This window comes from Streptosporangium heterodermiicola, assembly GCF_051390675.1.
Lineage (GTDB): Bacteria > Actinomycetota > Actinomycetes > Streptosporangiales > Streptosporangiaceae > Streptosporangium.
In genome coordinates, this window is record NZ_JBPJSR010000013.1 from 44,352 (window position 1) to 63,454 (window position 19,103).

The following is a 19,103-nucleotide window of genomic DNA, read 5'->3' on the forward strand; positions in this document are numbered from 1 at the left end:
GCGCCATGCGCACAACAGCCCGCATCCTCCTGTCCCCACCGTTATCGACGCTGTCGGCCCTCCTGCTGGCCCTGGCCGGCGTGCTGATCGTCGCGGCTCCTCCGGCCGTCGCGGCCGCCACCACCCACCAGGCGGAGTCGGCGGCCCTGTCCGGCGGCGCGGTCGTCGGCACCGACCATACCGGGTACACCGGCAGTGGCTTCGTCGGCGGCTACACCGACGTCAACAAGGGCCGGGCCGCCACCACCTTCACGGTGAACGCCACCGCCGCCGGAGCCCGTACCGTGTCGCTGCGCTACGCCAACGGCACCGGCGCCACCATGTCGCTGTCGCTCTACGTCAACGGCACGAGGATCCGGCAGACCACCCTGCCGGCCACCGGCGACTGGAACACCTGGACGACCAAGGCCGAGACCGTCACCCTCAACGCCGGCGCCAACACCGTCGCCTACCGCTTCGACGGCACCGACCTCGGCAACGTCAACCTGGACGCGATCACGGTGAGCGACGTGACGCCCCCGCCCGCGGGAACCTACGAGGCGGAGTCGGCGGCCCTGTCCGGCGGCGCGGTCGTCGGCACCGACCATACCGGGTACACCGGCAGCGGCTTCGTCGGCGGCTACACCGACGTCAACAAGGGCCGGGCCGCCACCACCTTCACGGTGAACGCCACCGCCGCCGGAGCCCGTACCGTGTCGCTGCGCTACGCCAACGGCACCGGCGCCACCATGTCGCTGTCGCTCTACGTCAACGGCACGAGGATCCGGCAGACCACCCTGCCGGCCACCGGCGACTGGAACACCTGGACGACCAAGGCCGAGACCGTCACCCTCAACGCCGGCGCCAACACCGTCGCCTACCGCTTCGACGGCACCGACCTCGGCAACGTCAACCTCGACAGCATCACCGTCACCGGCGCCACCGACCCCGGCGACCCGTCGGTCAACCTGCCCTACCAGATGGAGACCGGCTTCCTGTCCGGCGGCGCCGCCGTCGCCACCGCGGTCGGCGGTTTCAGCGGCACCGGCTACGCCGACGGCTTCACCTCCGTGGGCGCCCGCGCCGTGCGCACGGTCAACGCGGCCGCCGCGGGCGGCGCCGTCGTGACGCTGCGGTACGGCAACGCCACCGGCGGCGCGCGGACTCTGAGCACCTACGTCAACGGCCTGCGGACCGGCCGGATCACGCTGCCGGCGGGCAGCGGCTGGCTCACCGCCACCCAGACGCTGACGCTGCGCGCCGGGCTCAACCTGATCGGCTACCAGTACGACGCGGGCGACACCGGCGGTGTCGCCCTCGACGGGTTGAGCGTCGCCGGCGGCCTGGCGCTGAACGCCCGAGGGGCCACCGTGCCCTACACCGAGTACGAGGCGGAGGGCGGCTCGACCAACGCCACCGTCATCGGGCCTGACCGCACCTACCTCACCGTCGCCTCCGAGGCGTCGGGCCGCCGCGCCGTACGGCTCGACGACACCGGCGACTACCTGCAGATCACCCTGACCAAGCCGGCCAACTCGATCGTCGTCCGCTACGCCGTCCCCGACAACGCCTCGGGCACCGGGATCACCGCCCCGCTCGCGCTGTACGCGGGCGGCGCGAAGCTGCAGGATCTGTCGCTGTCGTCGACCTACAGCTGGGTCTACGGCGACTACCCGTACACCAGCGACCCGGCGGGCGGCCGGGCGCACCACTTCTTCGACGAGGTGCGCGCCCGCTTCGCCACCCAGCCCGCCGGCACCGTGCTGAAGCTGCAGAAGGACGCCTCCTCCACGGCGGCCTACTACGTGATCGACCTCATCGACACCGAGCAGGTCGCCGCGGCGATCACCGCTCCGGCCGACCACCTGGCGATCACGTCCTACGGCGCGGTCGCCGGCGACGCCGGTGACGACACCGCCGCGATCAACAACGCCGTCGCCGCGGCGCGCGCCCAAAGCAAGGGCGTGTGGATCCCGGCCGGCACGTTCACCGTCAACGCGCGGATCAACCTCGCGGGCGTCAGCGTGCGCGGGGCCGGGCAGTGGCACACCACGGTCCGCGGCACGAACGGCAAGGGTGGCTTCTTCGCCACCGGCTCCGGCGTGCAGATCGCCGACCTGACCATCGCCGGCGACGTGCGCTACCGCGACGACGCCAACTTCGACGCGGGCATCGAGGGGAACTTCGGCTCCGGGTCGCTGGTGCACAACGTCTGGATGGAGCACGTCAAGGTCGGCATGTGGATCGACTCGGGCACCGACGGCCTGTACGTCGCCGGCGTCCGCATCCGCGACACCTTCGCCGACGGCGTCAACATGCACGGCAACGTCAGGAACACCCGCCTGGACCAGAGCGTGGTGCGCAACACCGGCGACGACGGGTTGGCGATGTTCTCCCAGGGGTCCGCCGTCACGAACTGCGCCTACACCTTCAACACCGTCTCCCTGCCGATGCTGGCCAACGCCGTCGGCGTCTACGGCGGCACCGGCAACCGCGTCGAGGACAACCTGCTGTCGGACACGGTCACCGGCTCCTCCGGCATCGCGATCAGCACCCGCTTCTCCCCGGTGCCGTTCGCCGGCACCACCTCGGTGCAGCGCAACACGCTGACCCGGACCGGCGGGTTCGAGCCCAACTGGGGCGCGCAGCTCGGCGCCCTGTGGATCTACGCCGACACCGCCGACATCACCGCTCCGGTGCTGGTCAAGGACGTCACCATCGTCGACAGCACCCACCAGGCGATCCTGCTCAGCTACCAAAAGACGATCACCAACCTCACCCTCGACCACGTCACGGTCACCGGAGCGGGCAGCTACGGCATCGAGGCCAACGCCGCCGGCAGCGCCACGGCCAGTCACGTCACGGTCACCGGTGCCGCCTCCGGCGGTCTCAACAACCTGACCGGCTACACCTTCACACGCGGTCCTGGCAACAGCGGCTGGTAACCGCACCGGCAGCACCGTGGGCGTCCCGCACCGCGCGGGACGCCCACCGCACGTCAACCAGCATCGAGTCAGGAGAACCCGTCCATGCCCCATCCCCCCGCCGCCTGGTGGCGCACCGCCTCGATCTACCAGATCTACGTGCGCAGCTTCGCGGACGGCAACGGTGACGGCGTCGGCGACCTCGCCGGTCTGCGCACGCGCCTGCCGTACCTGCGTGACCTGGGCGTCGACGCGCTCTGGCTGACCCCGTGGTACGTGTCCCCGATGGCGGACGCGGGCTACGACGTCGCCGACTACCGGGATATCGACCCGATCTTCGGTACCCTCGCCGAGGCCGAGGAGCTCATCATCGCGGTCCATGAGCAGGGCCTGCGGCTCATCGTCGACCTGGTCCCCAACCACTGCTCCGACCGGCACCCCTGGTTCCAGGAGGCCCTCGCGGCGGGTCCCGGTTCGGCCGCCCGCGAGCGGTTCTGGTTCGCCCATGGCCGAGGCGAGCACGGCGAGCTGCCGCCCAACGACTGGCGCTCCTACTTCGGCGGCCCCGCCTGGACCCGCGTCACCGGGGACGACGGGGACGACGGGGACGACGGTGGCCCGGGCCAGTGGTACCTGCACATGTTCACCCCTCAGCAGCCGGATCTGAACTGGGAGCACCCCGAGGTCCGCGCCGAGTTCGAGGACATCCTGCGTTTCTGGCTCGACCGGGGGGCGGACGGCTTCCGCGTCGACGTGGCCCACGGCCTGATCAAGAAAGCCGGGCTGCCCGACGTCGGCCCCGACCCCGACCCGGCCGACCTGCCCTACCAGGACTGCGACGGGGTCCACGAGATCTACCGCTCCTGGCGGGCGCTGGCCGACGCCTACGAGGGCGAGCGCGTCTTCGTCGGCGAGGTGTGGCTGCCCACCCCGACCCAGTTCGCCCGCTACCTGCGCCCCGACGAGCTGCACTCGGCGTTCAACTTCGAGTTCCTGTGCTCGGCCTGGGAGCCGGGCCCGATCCGTGAGGTGATCGAGCAGACCTTCGCCGCGCACGCCCCCGTTGGCGCGCCGCCCACCTGGGTGCTGTCCAATCACGACACGATCCGCCACGTCACCCGGTACGGCAGGCGGGAGACCGCCTTCGACATGGGCGACAAGCGCCACGGCGCCCCGGCCGACCTCGACCTCGGGCTGCGCCGGGCACGGGCCGCGGCCCTGCTCACCCTCGCCCTGCCCGGCGGCGTCTACATCTACCAGGGCGACGAGCTGGGGCTGGCCGAGGTCGAGGACATTCCTGAGGAGCTGCTGCAGGACCCCACCTGGGAACGTTCCGGCCACACCGACCGCGGCCGCGACGGCTGCCGCGTCCCGCTGCCCTGGAGCGGCGAGCGGCCCCCGTTCGGCTTCTCCCCGCCGGAAGCCGCGGCCGAGCCCTGGCTTCCCCAGCCTCCGGCGTGGAAGGACACCACCGTCGAAGCCCAGGCGGCCGATCCCGGCTCCACGCTGTCGCTCTACCGCGCCGCCCTGGCGCTGCGGCGCGCGCGCCTGATCCGGCTGCCGGAGACCGTCGGCTGGCTCGGCACCGGTCCCGGGACGATCGCCTTCACCCGCGGCGACGGCTTCGCCTGCGTCGTCAACTTCTCGGACGTCCCGGTCGAGCTGCCCGGCCACCGCGCCGTCCTGCTGGCCAGCGGCCCCGTCGCGGGCGGGCTGCTGCCGCCGGACACCTGCGCCTGGCTCGACGTCGACGGCGGGGCGGCGCACCAGGCGGTCCGCGCCTCGGCGCGTCACGGTCACGGGTGAGCGCCGGGCGGTTCCCCGGCGAGGCGCGCCGGACCGGGATCGCCCGCCCGGTCAGTCGAACGTGAGCTGCTCGGTGCGCCTGGGCATGAGAAGCAGGGCGTGCAGACGGCCGACCACGCCAGTGCCGAGGGCGGCAGGACCGTGGGCTTCGTCGACGACGGCGACTGGATCTCCTTCCAGCCGTACAACCTGAGCGACGCCGTCAGGTTCACCGCGCGGGTGTCCTCGGCGGGCGCGGGCGGCCGGATCGAGGTCCGGGCGGGCTCGGCCACGGGCACGCTGCTGGGAACGGCGACCGTCACGAGCACCGGCAGCTGGGAGACCTTCGCCGACGTCTCGGCGAACCTGAGCGGCGCGCCGTCCGGCGCCACGACGCTGTACCTCGTCTTCCGCGGCGCGACCGGCCAGGGCTACCTGTTCGACCTGGACGCCTTCACCTTCGGCACCGGCACGTCGCCCACCCCGACCCCGACGCCCTCCGGTGACACGAGCGCGTTGCGGGGAGTGGGGTCGAACCGGTGCCTGGACGTCTCCGGCGCCTCGCAGGCCAACGGCGCGGCGGTGAACATCTGGGACTGCAACGGTGGTCCCAACCAGCGGTGGACCTCGACCGGCTCGGGACCAACCAGAGATGGACCCGGGGATGACCGCGACGTGACACGCCCCCGGAGCCGGTCCGCCCTCCCGGCGACCGGCTCCGGTGGGGCGTCCTCCAGATCCCCCTACCGATGGGAACGAGCATGTCCGACGAGCACCACCTGACTCGAAGGCGACTGATGCAGATCGGAACGGCCGGAGCCGGCGCTCTGCTGTTGCCGCTGCGGTGGACGGCGGCCGCGCGGGCCGCCTCGGCGCCCCCTCCGGCGGTGAGCGCCGCCGGTGATCTGGCGCCGTGGTACGACGAGAGCGCCGGCACGGACTGGCTGCGCGCGCTCCCGATCGGCAACGGCCGCCTGGGCGCCATGGTGTTCGGCAACGTCGACACCGAGCGGTTGCAGCTCAACGAGGACACCGTCTGGGCCGGTGGGCCGTACGACCAGAGCGACACCAGGGGCGCGGCGGCGCTGGGGCAGATCCGGCAGCTGGTCTTCCAGAACCAGTGGAGCCAGGCCCAGACCCTGATCGACCAGAACATGCTCGGCAGCCCTGCGGGCCAGCTGGCCTAACCAGACCGTCGGCAACCTGCGGCTCGCGTTCGGCGACACCTCCGGGGGTTCTCGGTGCTGCTGTTCCAGCTCGGCCGGTACCTGCTGATCTCCTCTTCCCGGCCCGGCACCCAGCCGGCCAGCCTGCAGGGCATCTGGAACGACTCGCCGGCGCCGGCCTGGGACTCGAAGTACACCGTCAACGCCAACCTGCCGATGAACTACTGGCCGGCCGACACGACGAACCTGTCCGAGTGCTTCGAGCCGGTGTTCGCGATGATCGACGATCTGGCGGTCACCGGCGCCCGCACGGCCCAGGTTCAGTACAACGCGGGCGGCTGGGTGGCCCACCACAACACCGGCGCGTGGCGGGCCACCTCCGTCGTCGACGGCGCGTTCTGGGGCATGTGGCAGACCGGCGGCGCGTGGCTGGCCACCCTGATCTGGGAGCACCACACCTTCACCGGCGACCTCGCGTTCCTCCAGCGGTACTACCCGGCGATGAAGGGCGCCGCGCAGTTCTTCCTCGACACCCTCGTGCGGGAACCGAGCCTCGGGTACCTGGTCACGAACCCGTCGAACTCCCCGGAACTGGCCCACCACAGCGGCGTCAGCGTCTGCGCCGGCCCCACGATGGACAACCAGATCCTGCGCGACCTGTTCGACGGCTGCGCCAAGGCCGCCCAGGCGCTCGGCGTCGACTCCGACTTCCGAACCCGGGTCCTGGCCACCCGGGACCGGCTCCCCCCGATGAAGACCGGCTCGCGCGGCAACATCCAGGAATGGCTGTACGACTGGATCGAGACCGAGCCCGCCCACCGGCACGTCTCCCACCTGTACGGCCTGCACCCCGGCAACCAGATCACCAAGCGCGGCACCGGCACGGCCCTGGACGGCATGGGCAACGGCACCGCCGGCTCCACCGTGGCCATGTGGACACCGAACAACAACACCAACAACCAGTGGACCGTCACGGGGGTGTGACGGCCGGTGGACCGATCGCGATCCGACGTGTCCGAAAGTTAGTCGAAAGGTGGCTGCTATGCCCACCAGCGAGGTTGTGAGAATCAGCAAGATGCGGTCCGGAATCTACGGTTGCCAAGTCGTAACTTCTGTGAAACTTTCACTTGCGCAGGCGCCGCCGGGTGATCTCTCTCCGGACGAATGTCCAGGCGGGGAAGCATGCCGACGGCCATGCCGGAGTCGGCGAGAGCCGCAGCTCGTTGACGCCGATCGGCCAGTCGGATGTACTCCCCGACATCACCCCTCAGGAGCGGGCCATGGAGATCTGGAACCTCGAATGTTAGCGATAACAACCCCGTGCGCCCGGCGGACCGGCAGGGGTACCACCTTCCGGATGACTTCGTGATCGCAATGTTAGCGCTAACAATTTCTTGGAGGGAGAACCATGCTTCCGATCAGGCGAAATCGCCTGCGCGTACTGATCGCGGCCATCACGTCGTTCGTGCTCACCGGTGCCCTGCTCACCGCCGCCACCTCCTCCGCGAACGCGGCGGCCGTCGACACCAGCGCCTGGTATGTCCTGGTGAACCGGACCAGTGGCAAGGCCCTGGACGTCTACAACCTGGCCACCAACGACGGTGCCCGGATCACCCAGTGGGCCCGTAACAACGGTAACCAGCAGCAGTGGCAGTTCGTCGACTCGGGCGGTGGCTACTACCGCGTCAAGTCCCGTCTTTCCGGCAAGGTGCTGGACGTCAGTAACTTCTCCACCGCCAACGGCGGCGCCGTCGTGCAGTGGAGCGACCTCAACGGCGTCAACCAGCAGTGGCGCCTGGCCGACTCCGACGGCGGCTACGTACGGCTGATCAACCGCAACAGCGACAAGGCCCTGGAGGTGCAGGGCGCCTCCACCGCCGACGGCGCCAACATCGTCCAGTACGACGACTGGGGCGGCGCCAACCAGCAGTGGCAGTTCGTCCAGGTCGGCGGCGGAACGAACCCGACCTCCACACCGACCCCGCCCCCGACCGGCACCTGCAACCTTCCCTCGTCCTACCGCTGGAGCTCGACCGGCGTGCTGGCGAATCCGAGGTCGGGGTGGGTCTCGCTCAAGGACTTCACCGTCGCCCCCTACAACGGCCGCCAACTCGTCTACGCCACCACCCACGACTACGGCACCAGCTGGGGCTCGATGAACTTCAGCCTGTTCACCAACTGGTCGGAGATGGCCTCGTCCGGCCAGAACGCGATGTCCTCCGGCACGGTGGCACCCTCGCTGTTCCACTTCGCCCCGAGGAACATCTGGGTGCTCGCCTACCAGTGGGGCGGACCCGCCTTCTCCTACCGCACCTCCAGCGACCCCACCAACCCCAACGGCTGGTCATCCCCCCAGACCCTCTTCTCCGGCAGCATCTCCGGCTCCGGAACCGGACCCATCGACCAGGCAGTCATCGGCGACAGCTCCAACATGTACCTGTTCTTCGCCGGCGACAACGGCAAGATCTACCGCGCGAGCATGCCCATCGGCAACTTCCCCGGCAGCTTCGGTTCCACCTCGACGGTGGTCATGAGCGACACGACGAACAACCTGTTCGAAGCCGTCCAGGTCTACAAACTCCAGGGCCAGAGCCGCTACCTCATGATCGTCGAGGCGATCGGCTCCCAGGGCCGCTACTTCCGCTCCTTCACGGCCACCAGCCTGAACGGCTCCTGGACCCCCCAGGCCGCCACCGAGAGCAACCCCTTCGCGGGCAAGGCCAACAGCGGTGCCACCTGGACCAACGACATCAGCCACGGCGAACTGCTGCGCACCAACGCCGACCAGACCATGACCGTCGACCCCTGCAACCTCCAGCTGCTCTACCAGGGACGCAACCCCAACTCCAACGGCGTCGACTACGGCCTCCTGCCCTACCGCCCCGGCCTGCTCACCCTGCAGCGCTGACAGCGGGCCCCGGCCGGCTCACCCCGCCGATCCCCCCCGAACCGGCCCCGGACGTGGCGAGAACTTCGACCCGCCACGTCCGGGGCCACCGGCGACGGCGCGGCCCTCGCGGTCGCCCGCGCCTGACCATCACCAGGAGCGACATCGATGAGGAAACAACGAGCACGCGTACTGCTGAGCCTGGCGGTGCTGGCCGTGGCGCTCACCCCCGCCACCCGGGCGCAGGCGCTGGAGAACGGCGTGGGCCGCACCCCGCCGATGGGGTGGAACACCTGGAACACCTTCGGCTGCGACATCAACGAGACGCTGATCCGGCAGACGGCCGACGCGATGGCCGGCAACGGCATGCGCGACCTGGGCTACCAGTACGTCGTCGTCGACGACTGCTGGTTCGATCCCAACCGCGACTCCGCCGGCAACCTCCAGGCCAGCCCCTCGCGGTTCCCCGGCGGCATGAAGGCCCTGGGCGACCACCTGCACGCCAGGGGCCTGAAGTTCGGCCTCTACCAGGGCCCCCTCGACAAGACCTGCGCCCAGTACTTCAACTCCTACCCGGGCGCGACCGGCAGCCTCGACCACGAGGTCCAGGACGCCCGGCAGTTCGCGGCCTGGGGCGTCGACTATCTCAAGTACGACTGGTGCTCACCCACCGGAACCATCGACGACCAGGTGCGGACCTTCGCCAAGATGCGCGACGCCCTGGCGGCGACCGGGCGGCCGATCCTCTACAGCATCAACCCCAACAGCATCCACGAGAAGACCGGCCCGCGACGCGACTGGGGCGACGTCGCCAACATCTGGCGCACCACCGAGGACATCACCAACGCCTGGAACACCGGCCAGACCAACGGCTACCCGATGGGCATCCAGAACATCGTCGATGTCAACGTCCCGCTGGCCTCGTACGCCAGGCCCGGCCAGTTCAACGACCCCGACATGATGGAGGTCGGCCGAGGCGGGATGAACGACACCGAGATGCGCAGTCACTTCGCGCTGTGGGCCGTGATGGCCTCGCCCCTGATCGCCGGGAACGACGTCCGGAACATGGACAGCGCGACCAGCACGATCCTGAAGAACCAGAATTTGATCGCCATCAACCAGGACACGCTCGGCCTCCAGGCCACCCAGATCGGCAACGACGGCACGCGCCGCGTCCTGGCCAAACGCCTGAGCAACGGCGACGTCGCGGTCGCCCTGTTCAACCAGGGCGGCGGCACGACCACGATCGGCACCACCGCGTCCGCCATCGGCCTGTCCGGCGACTCCTTCGGCCTGCGCGACGCCTGGAGCAACGCCGTCACCTCGACCACCGGGAACATCTCGGCGAGCGTGCCGGCGCACGGCACCGTCGTGTTCCGGGTCAGCGGCGGCACGCCCGGCCCCACACCGTCCACGACCCCGATCCGGGGTGTGGGGTCCGGCCGGTGCCTCGACGTGACCGGCGCCTCCCGGGCCAACGGCACCCTGGTGAACGTCTGGGACTGCAACGGCCAGAGCAACCAGCGGTGGACCTCCACGGCGGCCGGTGAGCTGCGGGTCTACGGCGACAAGTGCCTGGACGTCGACAACAACGGCACCGCCGACGGAACCGGCGTCCTCATCTGGGACTGCAACGGGCAGAACAACCAGAAGTGGCGCTTCAACTCCAACGGCACCATCACCGCCCTCGGCGCGAACAAGTGCCTCGACGTGCCCGGCAACTCCACCGCCAACGGCGTCAAGCTCCAGATCTGGACCTGCAACGGCGGCACCAACCAGCGGTGGAACCGCACCTGATCCAACACGCCCAAGGCCCGACCTCCCCACATCGCGTGAACCGCCGGAACCCGCTCGCCGTCGCCGATGCCCGCCCCCGGGACACGGCGGGGGACGGCGGTTCGCGTGGCCTCCATCGCCCCCCTTGGAGTTCGCATGTCACCCCTCAGCCGACGCCGGCTGCTTCAGGCGGCGGGCATCACCGCCGCCGCCACCGCCGCCGGCCGGTTCACCGGCAGCGCACCCGCCTTCGCCGACGTCGCCCCCGTCCGCGCCGACATCGGCGTGTCCGCCTACCTCTTCGAGTTCGGGCAGGTGCGCCTGACCTCCGGCCGCTGGCTGGACAACCAGAACCGTACCCTTTCCTATCTGCGGTTCGTCGACGTCGACCGGCTGCTGTACGTCTTCCGCGCCAACCACCGGCTGTCCACCCAGGGCGCGGCGGCCAACGGCGGCTGGGACGCCCCCGGCTTCCCCTTCCGCAGCCACACGCAGGGACACTTCCTGACCGCCTGGGCCCAGGCGTACGCGGTGACAGGTGACACCACCTGCCGCGACAAGGCCGACGCCATGGTCGCCGGGCTGGCCGGATGCCAGGCCAACAACGGCGCCGCCGGCTTCGGCACCGGCTACCTCTCCGGCTTTCCCGAGTCCGACTTCACCGCGCTGGAGGCCCGTACGCTGAGCAACGGCAACGTGCCGTACTACTGCGTACACAAGACCCTGGCCGGGCTGCTCGACGTGTGGCGCTACACGGGCAGCACCCGGGCTCGCGACGTGCTGCTGGCGCTCGCCGGCTGGGTCGACCGGCGGACGGGCCGGCTGACCTCTGGCCAGACGCAGGCCATGCTGGGCACCGAGTTCGGCGGGATGAACGCCGTCCTGACCGACCTGTACCAGCAGACCGGCGACGCGCGCTGGCTGACCGCCGCCCAGCGGTTCGACCACGCCGCCGTGTTCGACCCCCTCGCGGCGAACCAGGACCGGCTCAACGGCCTGCACGCCAACACCCAGGTGCCCAAGTGGATCGGTGCCGCCCGGGAGTACAAGGCCACCGGCACGACCCGCTACCGTGACATCGCCTCCAACGCCTGGCGGATCACCACCGGCGCGCACACCTACGCGATCGGGGGCAACAGCCAGGCGGAGCACTTCCGGGCGCCCAACGCCATCGCCGCGTACCTGACGCGCGACACCGCCGAGGCCTGCAACACCTACAACATGCTGAAACTGACGCGGGAGCTGTGGCTGCTGGACCCGAACCGGGCGGACTACTTCGACTTCTACGAGGGAGCGCTGCTCAACCACCTCATCGGCCAGCAGAACCCCGCCGACCCCCATGGGCACGTCACCTACTTCACCCCGCTCAACCCGGGCGGTCGCCGGGGCGTCGGCCCGGCCTGGGGCGGCGGCACCTGGAGCACCGACTACGGCTCCTTCTGGTGCTGCCAGGGCACCGGGATCGAGACGAACACCAAGCTGATGGACTCCGTCTACTTCCACAACGGCACGACGCTGACGGTGAACCTGTTCACCCCGTCGGTGCTGGACTGGAGCGGGCGCGGCATCACGGTCACCCAGACGACCTCCTTCCCGGCGAGCGACACCGTCTCGATCCAGGTCACCGGCAACGTGAGCGGCTCGTGGTCGATGCGCGTCCGCGTCCCCGCCTGGACGAGCGGCGCCACGATCGGCGTCAACGGCACCCGGCAGGACATCGCCACCACGCCCGGCTCGTACGCGACGATCACCCGGTCGTGGACCTCGGGCGACACCGTGACCGTGCGCCTGCCGATGCGCGTGGTCACGAAGGCCGCCAACGACGACCCGAACGTCCAGGCGGTCACCTACGGGCCGCTGGTGCTGTCGGGCGACTACGGCGACACCGCGCTGTCGGCGCTGCCGTCGCTGAACCCCGCGTCGGTCACCCGGACGAGCGCCTCGGCGCTCAGGTTCACGGCGACAACCGGCTCCGGGACCGTCAACCTCGTCCCGTTCCACGACGCCCACGGCCACAACTACACCGTTTACTGGAACGCCGGCGGCCAGGGCGGCACGGGGACGGCGAGCTTCCGGCTGCAGAACGCGGCCACCGGGCTCGTCCTCGGTGTCCAGGACATGTCCACGGCCGACGGCGGCCTGGCCGTGCAGTGGGCGGACAACGGCACCGCCGACCACGACTGGGTCCTGGTCGTGGACGGTGACGCCGTCAGGCTGCGCAACGTCAACAGCGGCAAGGTCCTGGGCGTGGAGAACATGGCCACCACGGACAACGCCCGCGTGCTGCAGTGGGGCGACACGGGCACCGCCGACCATCGATGGACGGTCGTGGACGCCGGAGACGGGACCCACGGGCTCCGCAACGTCAACAGCGGCAAGGTCCTGGCCGTCCTGAACGGCTCCACGAGCCAGGGCGCGCAGGTCGTGCTGGCCGACGACACCGGCGCCGGCGACCGCCTGTGGCGATTCCTGTGAGCGATTCACCGCCCGGGGCACGAGCGGCGAGGACCTCGTCAGCGCGACGTGACCGGCACCGGTGGTCGTCCCTCTCCAGGGGCACCGGCCGCGCCTGTCGGGGGAGAGCTCAGCGGACGTCCCAGTCCTCCTTGCGCGGCGGATAGGAGAAGGTCTGGGGGCCGGCCCAGTCCTCCCCGACGACGCGGTAGTCGTGCGCGGCCTCGCTCGTGGTGTGGCCGCGGCCGATGTCGACCCTGTCGGCGATCGACCAGACACCGCCGACCCTGTGCTCCACGGTGTAGTAGAACTCGTTGAAGCCCGAGGGGGACACGCACGTGTTGACGACGGCGAGCGAGCGCCGCCCCGCCGTGAGGCCCGGCGGGATGGCGACGATCTGGTTCCTCCACTTGTAGACGCCGTCCTCAAGCAGCGGCCGCCACTCCGCGGCCGGGGTCCCGTTGACGGTGATGGTGGCGCGTTGCAGGCCGACGCCCACATCCAGCCTGCGGGTCAGCCGTACGCCGGTATTGGCCGGGTCGACGGTCACGGTGAACCGGCTCGACCCTCCGCGAGGGAACGCGCGGCCGTCGTCGCTGACGATGTGGGCGGGACCCACGACGTGGCCGGGCACTCCTTCGGGGGCGCCGTGTCGCGGCGTCGCCCTCAGGGCGACGACGACGCCCAGGGTCACCGCGGCCACCGGCAGAGCCACCGCCGCGAGCAGGGCGGCCCGGCGCCAACGCCGACCGGCCGCACGGGCCGTCCCCGTGTCGCCGGGGTCGCTCCTGACCCCGGCGGCGGACGGCGTGCCGTGGGAGGACCCGGCCCCGCGATCCCCCCCGGACCCGGCGGGCATCCGGTTGACACGCACCCGCTCCCAGGCTCGTTCCCACGCCGGGAGCCGATGGTCGGGGACGCGGCATCCCCGCAGGAACGCCACCATCACCGCCTTCTTGGGAAAGCGCCGACCGGCCAGCATGTCGGCGCAGGTGGTGCGGGGCAGCCGCGCCCCGCCCGCTCTGTCCGCCCGGCTCTGAAGCTCCCGGAGTGACACGTCGGCCCGCGCGAACTGCTCGGCCAGCAACCTCACCAGGTCCTCGTGACAGGTGACCGACTCCAGCTCACCCCCGGTCGCCTCTCCCGCGGGCCGAGGGCCCCGGCCGCCTTGAGGGACCTCGCTCATCGTTTCCCCGACCCCGCCTCTCCTGACCGGACCGTTCGGCCTCACCGGCCGCGCCAGAAAGTGTACGAGCGATTACCGAACGCGTCCGGATCCGGCGGTACGGCGTCCGGAACCGGCCGTGGCCCTGCCGGATGAGTGCGGATGAGTGCGGATGGGTGCGGAAAGCCCCGGTCCGTCGCCGCGTACCGAACCTGACCCTTCGAGCCCGCGCCGGGCCCGGACGCCGTCGGCCGCAGGTGAGGCCCGCTCTTCGCGGATCTCACGGCCGACGTTCGCCCGTACGGCGGGGTCCGGATCGCCGTCGCGGGAGGTGCCGGACCTTCTGGGAAACTGGACGGCGACGCCTCACCGGGGACGGAGAACCCTCGGCGGGGACCCGACGGCACCGGAGGGCCCGGGGCGCGGGACAGGCCCGAGCGTCGCCGGCAGGGCGACCGCCGGTGACGCCACACTCGTTTCGGAGGCACCATGGCAGTCGGTACGACGGGCAGGCGGCGGCGTTGGACGATCGCGACGCTGCTCGTGATCGGAGCCGTCGGCGGCTGCGCCACCGGCACCGATGGCGACGGCGATGGCGGAGCCCCTTCCGGCCCCGCCGCCGTCATGAGCGGCGCGGCCAGCGTGCCGTCGGGAACGCCGGATCTCGGGGCCGGTGAGGAGATCGTGCGAGGGATCGACGTTCCGTGGGGGCTGGCGTTCCTGCCGGGCGGCGACGCCCTGATCGCCGAGCGGGACACCGGCCGGGTGCTGAGGCTGACGCCCGGCGGGGGAGTGCCCCGGGCCGTGTACGAGGTGCCGGGAGTGGTCGCGAGTGGTGAGGGAGGGCTGCTGGGCCTCGCCGTCTCGCCGGATTTCGCCGACGACGGCCTGGTGTACGCCTATCTCACCGCCGAACAGGACAACCGCGTCGTCAGTTTCCGGCTCGACGGCGGAGAACCACGGATCGTCTTCGACGGCATCGCCAAGGCCGGGTTCCACAACGGCGGGCGCATCGCCTTCGGCCCGGACGGCCTGCTCTACGTCGGCACCGGGGACGCCGGCGAGACGTCGCGGTCCCAGGACCCGGCGAGTCCCAACGGCAAGATCCTGCGCCTGAACGCCGCCGGAGCCCCGGCCCCGGGCAACCCGACGGAGGGTTCGGCCGTGTACAGCCTCGGACACCGCAACGTGCAGGGGCTGGCCTGGGACTCGGCGGGCCGGCTGTTCGCCACCGAGTTCGGGCAGAACGAGCTCGACGAGGTCAACCGCATCGAGCCGGGACGAAACTACGGCTGGCCGGCCGTCGAGGGGAAGGGCGACACCGAGGGCGGGCGGTACACCAACCCGGTCGTCACCTGGTCCACCGAGGAGGCGTCGCCGTCGGGCATGGCCATCGCGGGCGGCACGGCGTACGTGGCGGCGTTGCGCGGCGAGCGGTTGTGGACCGTCCCGCTGACCGGTGACACCGCGGGGGAGCCGTCGGCCCGTTTCGAAGGGCGGTACGGCAGGCTGCGGACCGTACAGGTCGCGCCGGACGGAGCGTTGTGGGTCACCACCTCCAACACGGACGGCCGTGGTGACGTGCGAGACGGTGACGACCGCGTCCTGCGGTTCCCGGCCCGCTGAGCCCTCCCGCCGGGCCCCGGCCCGGCGCGCCGCGATGCTCGGCGATCCAGCGACAGGCCCCTGCGCCGAGCGGACCGCTCCGCCGTCACGAGGGCGGATCGTCGCCGGATCACCGGCCGCGGCGGCGGTCCCGGAGCCGCGCCGACACCGATCCCGCCACCACAAGATCATATCCAAAAGATCTTCCCGCCGACCCGGCGGGAGCCGCCCGCACCGCAGGTGTGTCCCGCCGGTCACCCGAGGTCGGCGTCGTGGACGAGAACGGCCGCCTGCACCCGGTTGGCCAGGCCCAGCTTGGTCAGCACCCGGCTGACGTGCGCCTTCACCGTCGCCTCCGTCAGCCCGAGCTCCCGCCCGACCTCGGCGTTCGACAGGCCGCGTGCCACAGCCCTGATCACGTCCTCCTCCCTGGCGGTCAGCGCCGCGAGCCGCTTGCGCGCGGACTCGGCCCGAGAGGGGCCCCTGTCGACGAACGAGCTGATCAGCCGCTTGGTGACGGTGGGAGACAGCATGGCCTGGCCCGCCGAGACCGTGCGGACGGCGGCGGCCAGATCCCGTGGCGGGGTGTCCTTCAGCAGGAAGCCGACAGCGCCCAGCCGGAGCGCCTCGTGGACGTACCCGTCCAGGTCGAACGTGGTGAGCATGATCAGCTTTGGCGCGCCGGGGGAGGCCAGGATGCGAGCGGCGGCGGTCAGGCCGTCGGTACCCGGCATGCGCACGTCCATCAGGACGACCTGCGGCCTGAGCCGGACCACGGCGGCCACGGCCTCGTCGCCGTCGCGCGCCTCCCCGACGACCACCAGGCCGCCCGCCGCTTCCAGGATCATCCGCAACCCCGACCTGACCAGCGCCTCGTCATCGACGATCAGTACGCGGATCATGCGACGGGAATCCCGGCCAGCACCTGGAAGCCGCCTCCGTCCCGAGGTCCGGCCTCCAGCCTGCCGCCGACCAGCTCGACGCGTTCGCGCAGCCCGACCAGGCCCCAACCGGAGCCGGGCAGGTCGCCGTTCGCCGCCGTGGGGGGCCGGTTGCGGACGAGGACCTCCAGCTCGGTGGGCCGGTACCGGACGTACACGTCGGTCTCGGCGTCGCCCGCGTGCCTGTGCACGTTGGTCAGCGCCTCCTGGACCACCCGGTAGGCGGTGCGCTCGGCGGTGGGCGGAAGCGGGCGGGCCTCACCCTCGTCGTGGCGGTTGACCACGATGCCCAGGGCCCGGGACTGGTCGAGCAGCCGGTCGAGGTCGGCCAGTGTGGGCTGCGGGCCGCGTACCGGATCGGGCGAGCGCAGCACACCGAGCACCTCCCTGAGGTTCGTCAGGGCCTCCCTGCCCACGCGGCCGATCAGCGCGGCGGCCTCCGCCGTAGGAGTGTCGGGGGCGTTGACCTCCAGCGCGCCGGCGTGCAGGACCATCAACGACACCCGGTGGGCGACCACGTCGTGCATCTCCCGCGCGATGCGCGCCCGCTCCTGGTCGCGTGCCTGTCCGGCACGGAGCACCTGCTCGCGCAGCAGCTGCCCGGCCTGCTCGCGCATCGCGTCGAGGACCTGCCGCCTGGCGCGTACCCACAGCCCGGCGACCAGGGGCAGCCCGAGCATCGCGCCGCCCATGAGCAGCGCGTTGACGAGCGTGCCCGCGACCAGCGCGCGGTACCCCTCGCTCCGGTGCGAGATGAGCCCGCCGAGCGCGTAGAGCGTGACCGCACCGCCGACGTAGAGCCACAGATCGCGACGGCGGCGCAACCGCGTGCCCGCGTAGTACGAGGCCACGAGGGCGGCGGGCCACATCACCAGCCAGGCGTAGGCCACGGCGCCCACCGCGACGAGCGGCCACAGCCGGTGTCCGGCGAAGACCGCGGCCACCCCGCAGCAGGCCGCCACGGCCGCGAGCACCGGCAGGGGCAGCGCCGATCTCACGCCCATCGAACCGGCCGTCGACGCCATGGACAGCAGGAACACCGTCGTGCCGAGCGCCCAGGGCGTGATCCGGCCGGCGACCCTCGATGCCCGGTCAATCATGGCCAGAGGCTACAAGGACTAACGAGATGGACATCCCCTACGAAAGTTGCGGATGCCGTGTGACTTTCGCCGGGGACGGTCCGGCGGGGCCGCGCGGCACGGTTGAGCGCATGAAGAAGACCGTGGCCGCGACCGTTCTCGCGCTCTCCGCATCACTGACCCCCCTGGGCGTGACCCCGGCCGACGCCGCCGTGCCCGTGCCCGTACCCGTGACCGCCCTGCCGGCGCCGGCCGGCGAGCACCCGGTCGGCAGGACGGACCTGCACCTGATCGACTCCAGCCGCCCCGACCCCTGGGTCGCCGGCCGGAACGTACGCGAGCTGATGGTCTCGATCTGGTACCCGGCGCGCAGGGCCGCGGGCAGGCCCGCGCCGTACCTCACGCCGCGTGAATCGGAATCGATGATCAGAAGCGTGCCGCAGCTCAAGGACGTTCCGGCGGACACGCTCGCCAGGACCACGACACACGCCCGCGCCGACGCTCCCGCGCTGAGGCGGAAAGGCGGATGGCCCCTGGTGGTCCTCTCACCCGGCATGACGCTGCCCCGCGCGACGATGACCTCGCTGGCCGAGGAGTTCGCCAGCCGCGGCTACCTGGTGGCGGGGATCGAGCACACCTACGAGTCGTTGGCGACCACGTTCCCCGACGGCCGGACCGTCACCTTCGAGGCCGGAAAGGCCGGCCAGACTCCTGAGACGGGGGCCAAGGTGGCCCGGGTGAGGGCCGCCGACACCGAGTTCGTCCTGGACCGGCTGGACAGGAGCAAGCGCTGGAACCGGCTGATCGACGAGAGGAGGATCGCGATGGTGGGACACTCGGTCGGCGGCCAGAGCGCCGCGCACCTGCTCCCCACCTCCAAGCGGATCAAGGCCGTGGTCAACCTCGACGGCACCTACAATCCCGACACGCCGGCCAAGCCACTGGACAAGCCCTTCATGATGATCGGCAATCCCCGGCACCAGCCGGGACCCGGTGGTCAGGACGGCTCGTGGAACGCGTTCTGGCCGCACGTGACCGGCGACTGGAAGCGCTGGCTGACCGTGACCGGTGCCGAGCACATGAGCTTCGTCGACCATGCGGTGCTCCAGCCGCAGCTCGGGCTGTCCGAGGCCCCGACCGACGGTGAGCGCTCCATCAAGATCACCCGTGCGTACGTCACCGCCTTCCTCGACCTGCACCTCAAGGGCGAGCGCCGGCCCCTTCTGGACAGGCCGTCAGCGGACTATCCCGAGGTGAAATTCTGGTAGACCCGTCACCGCGCGGACCGTAACGCGTTGAGGGTCTTGGCGAGCCAGTGGTCTTGGGCGGCCCAGCGGACTTG

General features: G+C 71.2%; 13 protein-coding genes. 10 read left to right on the top strand and 3 right to left on the bottom strand.

Features of this window, described 5'->3' with window-relative positions; translation table 11 throughout:
* The first annotated feature begins 5 nt into the window (after positions 1-5).
* From ACSC1Q_RS26400 to ACSC1Q_RS26435, 8 genes are all read left to right on the top strand, one after another.
* Positions 6-2,924 carry a carbohydrate-binding protein gene (locus ACSC1Q_RS26400; protein WP_436761368.1) on the top strand — a complete coding sequence of 973 codons (2,919 nt, stop codon included), beginning with the start codon at positions 6-8 and terminating at the stop codon, positions 2,922-2,924.
* An 84-nt stretch (positions 2,925-3,008) separates the two neighbouring features.
* Positions 3,009-4,709 (top strand): glycoside hydrolase family 13 protein, encoded by a 1,701-nt coding sequence (locus tag ACSC1Q_RS26405; protein ID WP_436761369.1) that lies wholly within the window; start codon positions 3,009-3,011, stop codon positions 4,707-4,709.
* Positions 4,710-4,808: 99 nt separating this feature from the next.
* Complete coding sequence (locus ACSC1Q_RS26410) at positions 4,809-5,471, top strand: carbohydrate-binding protein (RefSeq protein ID WP_436761370.1); 663 nt, start codon at positions 4,809-4,811, stop codon at positions 5,469-5,471.
* 14 nt (positions 5,472-5,485) lie between these two features.
* Positions 5,486-5,875 carry a glycoside hydrolase N-terminal domain-containing protein gene (locus tag ACSC1Q_RS26415; RefSeq protein WP_436761371.1) on the top strand — a complete coding sequence of 130 codons (390 nt, stop codon included), beginning with the start codon at positions 5,486-5,488 and terminating at the stop codon, positions 5,873-5,875.
* Between the two features lie 54 nt (positions 5,876-5,929).
* On the top strand, positions 5,930-6,838 hold the full coding sequence (locus ACSC1Q_RS26420) for a glycosyl hydrolase family 95 catalytic domain-containing protein (protein WP_436761372.1): 909 nt from the start codon (positions 5,930-5,932) through the stop codon (positions 6,836-6,838).
* Positions 6,839-7,262: 424 nt separating this feature from the next.
* Entirely contained in the window at positions 7,263-8,762 is a 1,500-nt protein-coding gene (locus ACSC1Q_RS26425) for a non-reducing end alpha-L-arabinofuranosidase family hydrolase (RefSeq protein ID WP_436761373.1), read from the top strand.
* Between the two features lie 147 nt (positions 8,763-8,909).
* Positions 8,910-10,538, top strand: a complete 1,629-nt coding sequence (locus ACSC1Q_RS26430; protein WP_436761374.1) for a glycoside hydrolase family 27 protein — start codon at positions 8,910-8,912, stop codon at positions 10,536-10,538.
* Positions 10,539-10,673: 135 nt separating this feature from the next.
* Positions 10,674-12,992, top strand: coding sequence for a beta-L-arabinofuranosidase domain-containing protein (locus ACSC1Q_RS26435; protein ID WP_436761375.1), 2,319 nt, complete (start codon positions 10,674-10,676; stop codon positions 12,990-12,992).
* Between the two features lie 109 nt (positions 12,993-13,101).
* On the opposite strand, the gene ACSC1Q_RS26440 is transcribed toward ACSC1Q_RS26435, so the two are convergent.
* Positions 13,102-14,157, bottom strand: coding sequence for a hypothetical protein (locus ACSC1Q_RS26440; RefSeq protein ID WP_436761376.1), 1,056 nt, complete (start codon positions 14,155-14,157; stop codon positions 13,102-13,104).
* Positions 14,158-14,625: 468 nt separating this feature from the next.
* On the opposite strand from ACSC1Q_RS26440, the gene ACSC1Q_RS26445 reads away from it, so the two are divergent.
* The gene (locus tag ACSC1Q_RS26445; RefSeq protein WP_436761377.1) at positions 14,626-15,762 is read left to right on the top strand and encodes a PQQ-dependent sugar dehydrogenase; all 1,137 of its coding nucleotides are present in this window, start codon (positions 14,626-14,628) and stop codon (positions 15,760-15,762) included.
* 233 nt (positions 15,763-15,995) lie between these two features.
* Here ACSC1Q_RS26445 and ACSC1Q_RS26450 read toward each other — a convergent pair whose 3' ends face one another.
* Positions 15,996-16,643: a response regulator gene (locus ACSC1Q_RS26450; protein WP_436761378.1), complete on the bottom strand. Its 648-nt coding sequence runs from the start codon at positions 16,641-16,643 to the stop codon at positions 15,996-15,998.
* Entirely contained in the window at positions 16,640-17,782 is a 1,143-nt protein-coding gene (locus ACSC1Q_RS26455) for a sensor histidine kinase (protein ID WP_436761379.1), read from the bottom strand. The genes ACSC1Q_RS26450 and ACSC1Q_RS26455 overlap by 4 nt, the downstream gene beginning before the upstream one ends.
* Before the next feature lie 110 nt (positions 17,783-17,892).
* Here ACSC1Q_RS26455 and ACSC1Q_RS26460 point away from each other — a divergent pair, with 110 nt between their 5' ends.
* On the top strand, positions 17,893-19,029 hold the full coding sequence (locus ACSC1Q_RS26460; protein ID WP_436761380.1) for an alpha/beta hydrolase family protein: 1,137 nt from the start codon (positions 17,893-17,895) through the stop codon (positions 19,027-19,029).
* Positions 19,030-19,103 lie beyond the last annotated feature (74 nt).

Excerpts from the sequence above, each read along its gene's own strand:
- ACSC1Q_RS26400 (WP_436761368.1), top strand. The coding sequence starts at position 6 with ATGCGCACAACAGCCCGCATCCTCCTGTCCCCACCGTTATCGACGCTG.
- ACSC1Q_RS26405 (WP_436761369.1), top strand. The coding sequence starts at position 3,009 with ATGCCCCATCCCCCCGCCGCCTGGTGGCGCACCGCCTCGATCTACCAG.
- ACSC1Q_RS26415 (WP_436761371.1), top strand. The coding sequence starts at position 5,486 with ATGCAGATCGGAACGGCCGGAGCCGGCGCTCTGCTGTTGCCGCTGCGG.
- ACSC1Q_RS26425 (WP_436761373.1), top strand. The coding sequence starts at position 7,263 with ATGCTTCCGATCAGGCGAAATCGCCTGCGCGTACTGATCGCGGCCATC.
- ACSC1Q_RS26430 (WP_436761374.1), top strand. The coding sequence starts at position 8,910 with ATGAGGAAACAACGAGCACGCGTACTGCTGAGCCTGGCGGTGCTGGCC.
- ACSC1Q_RS26435 (WP_436761375.1), top strand. The coding sequence starts at position 10,674 with ATGTCACCCCTCAGCCGACGCCGGCTGCTTCAGGCGGCGGGCATCACC.
- ACSC1Q_RS26440 (WP_436761376.1), bottom strand. The coding sequence starts at position 14,157 with ATGAGCGAGGTCCCTCAAGGCGGCCGGGGCCCTCGGCCCGCGGGAGAG.
- ACSC1Q_RS26445 (WP_436761377.1), top strand. The coding sequence starts at position 14,626 with ATGGCAGTCGGTACGACGGGCAGGCGGCGGCGTTGGACGATCGCGACG.
- ACSC1Q_RS26450 (WP_436761378.1), bottom strand. The coding sequence starts at position 16,643 with ATGATCCGCGTACTGATCGTCGATGACGAGGCGCTGGTCAGGTCGGGG.
- ACSC1Q_RS26455 (WP_436761379.1), bottom strand. The coding sequence starts at position 17,782 with ATGATTGACCGGGCATCGAGGGTCGCCGGCCGGATCACGCCCTGGGCG.
- ACSC1Q_RS26460 (WP_436761380.1), top strand. The coding sequence starts at position 17,893 with ATGAAGAAGACCGTGGCCGCGACCGTTCTCGCGCTCTCCGCATCACTG.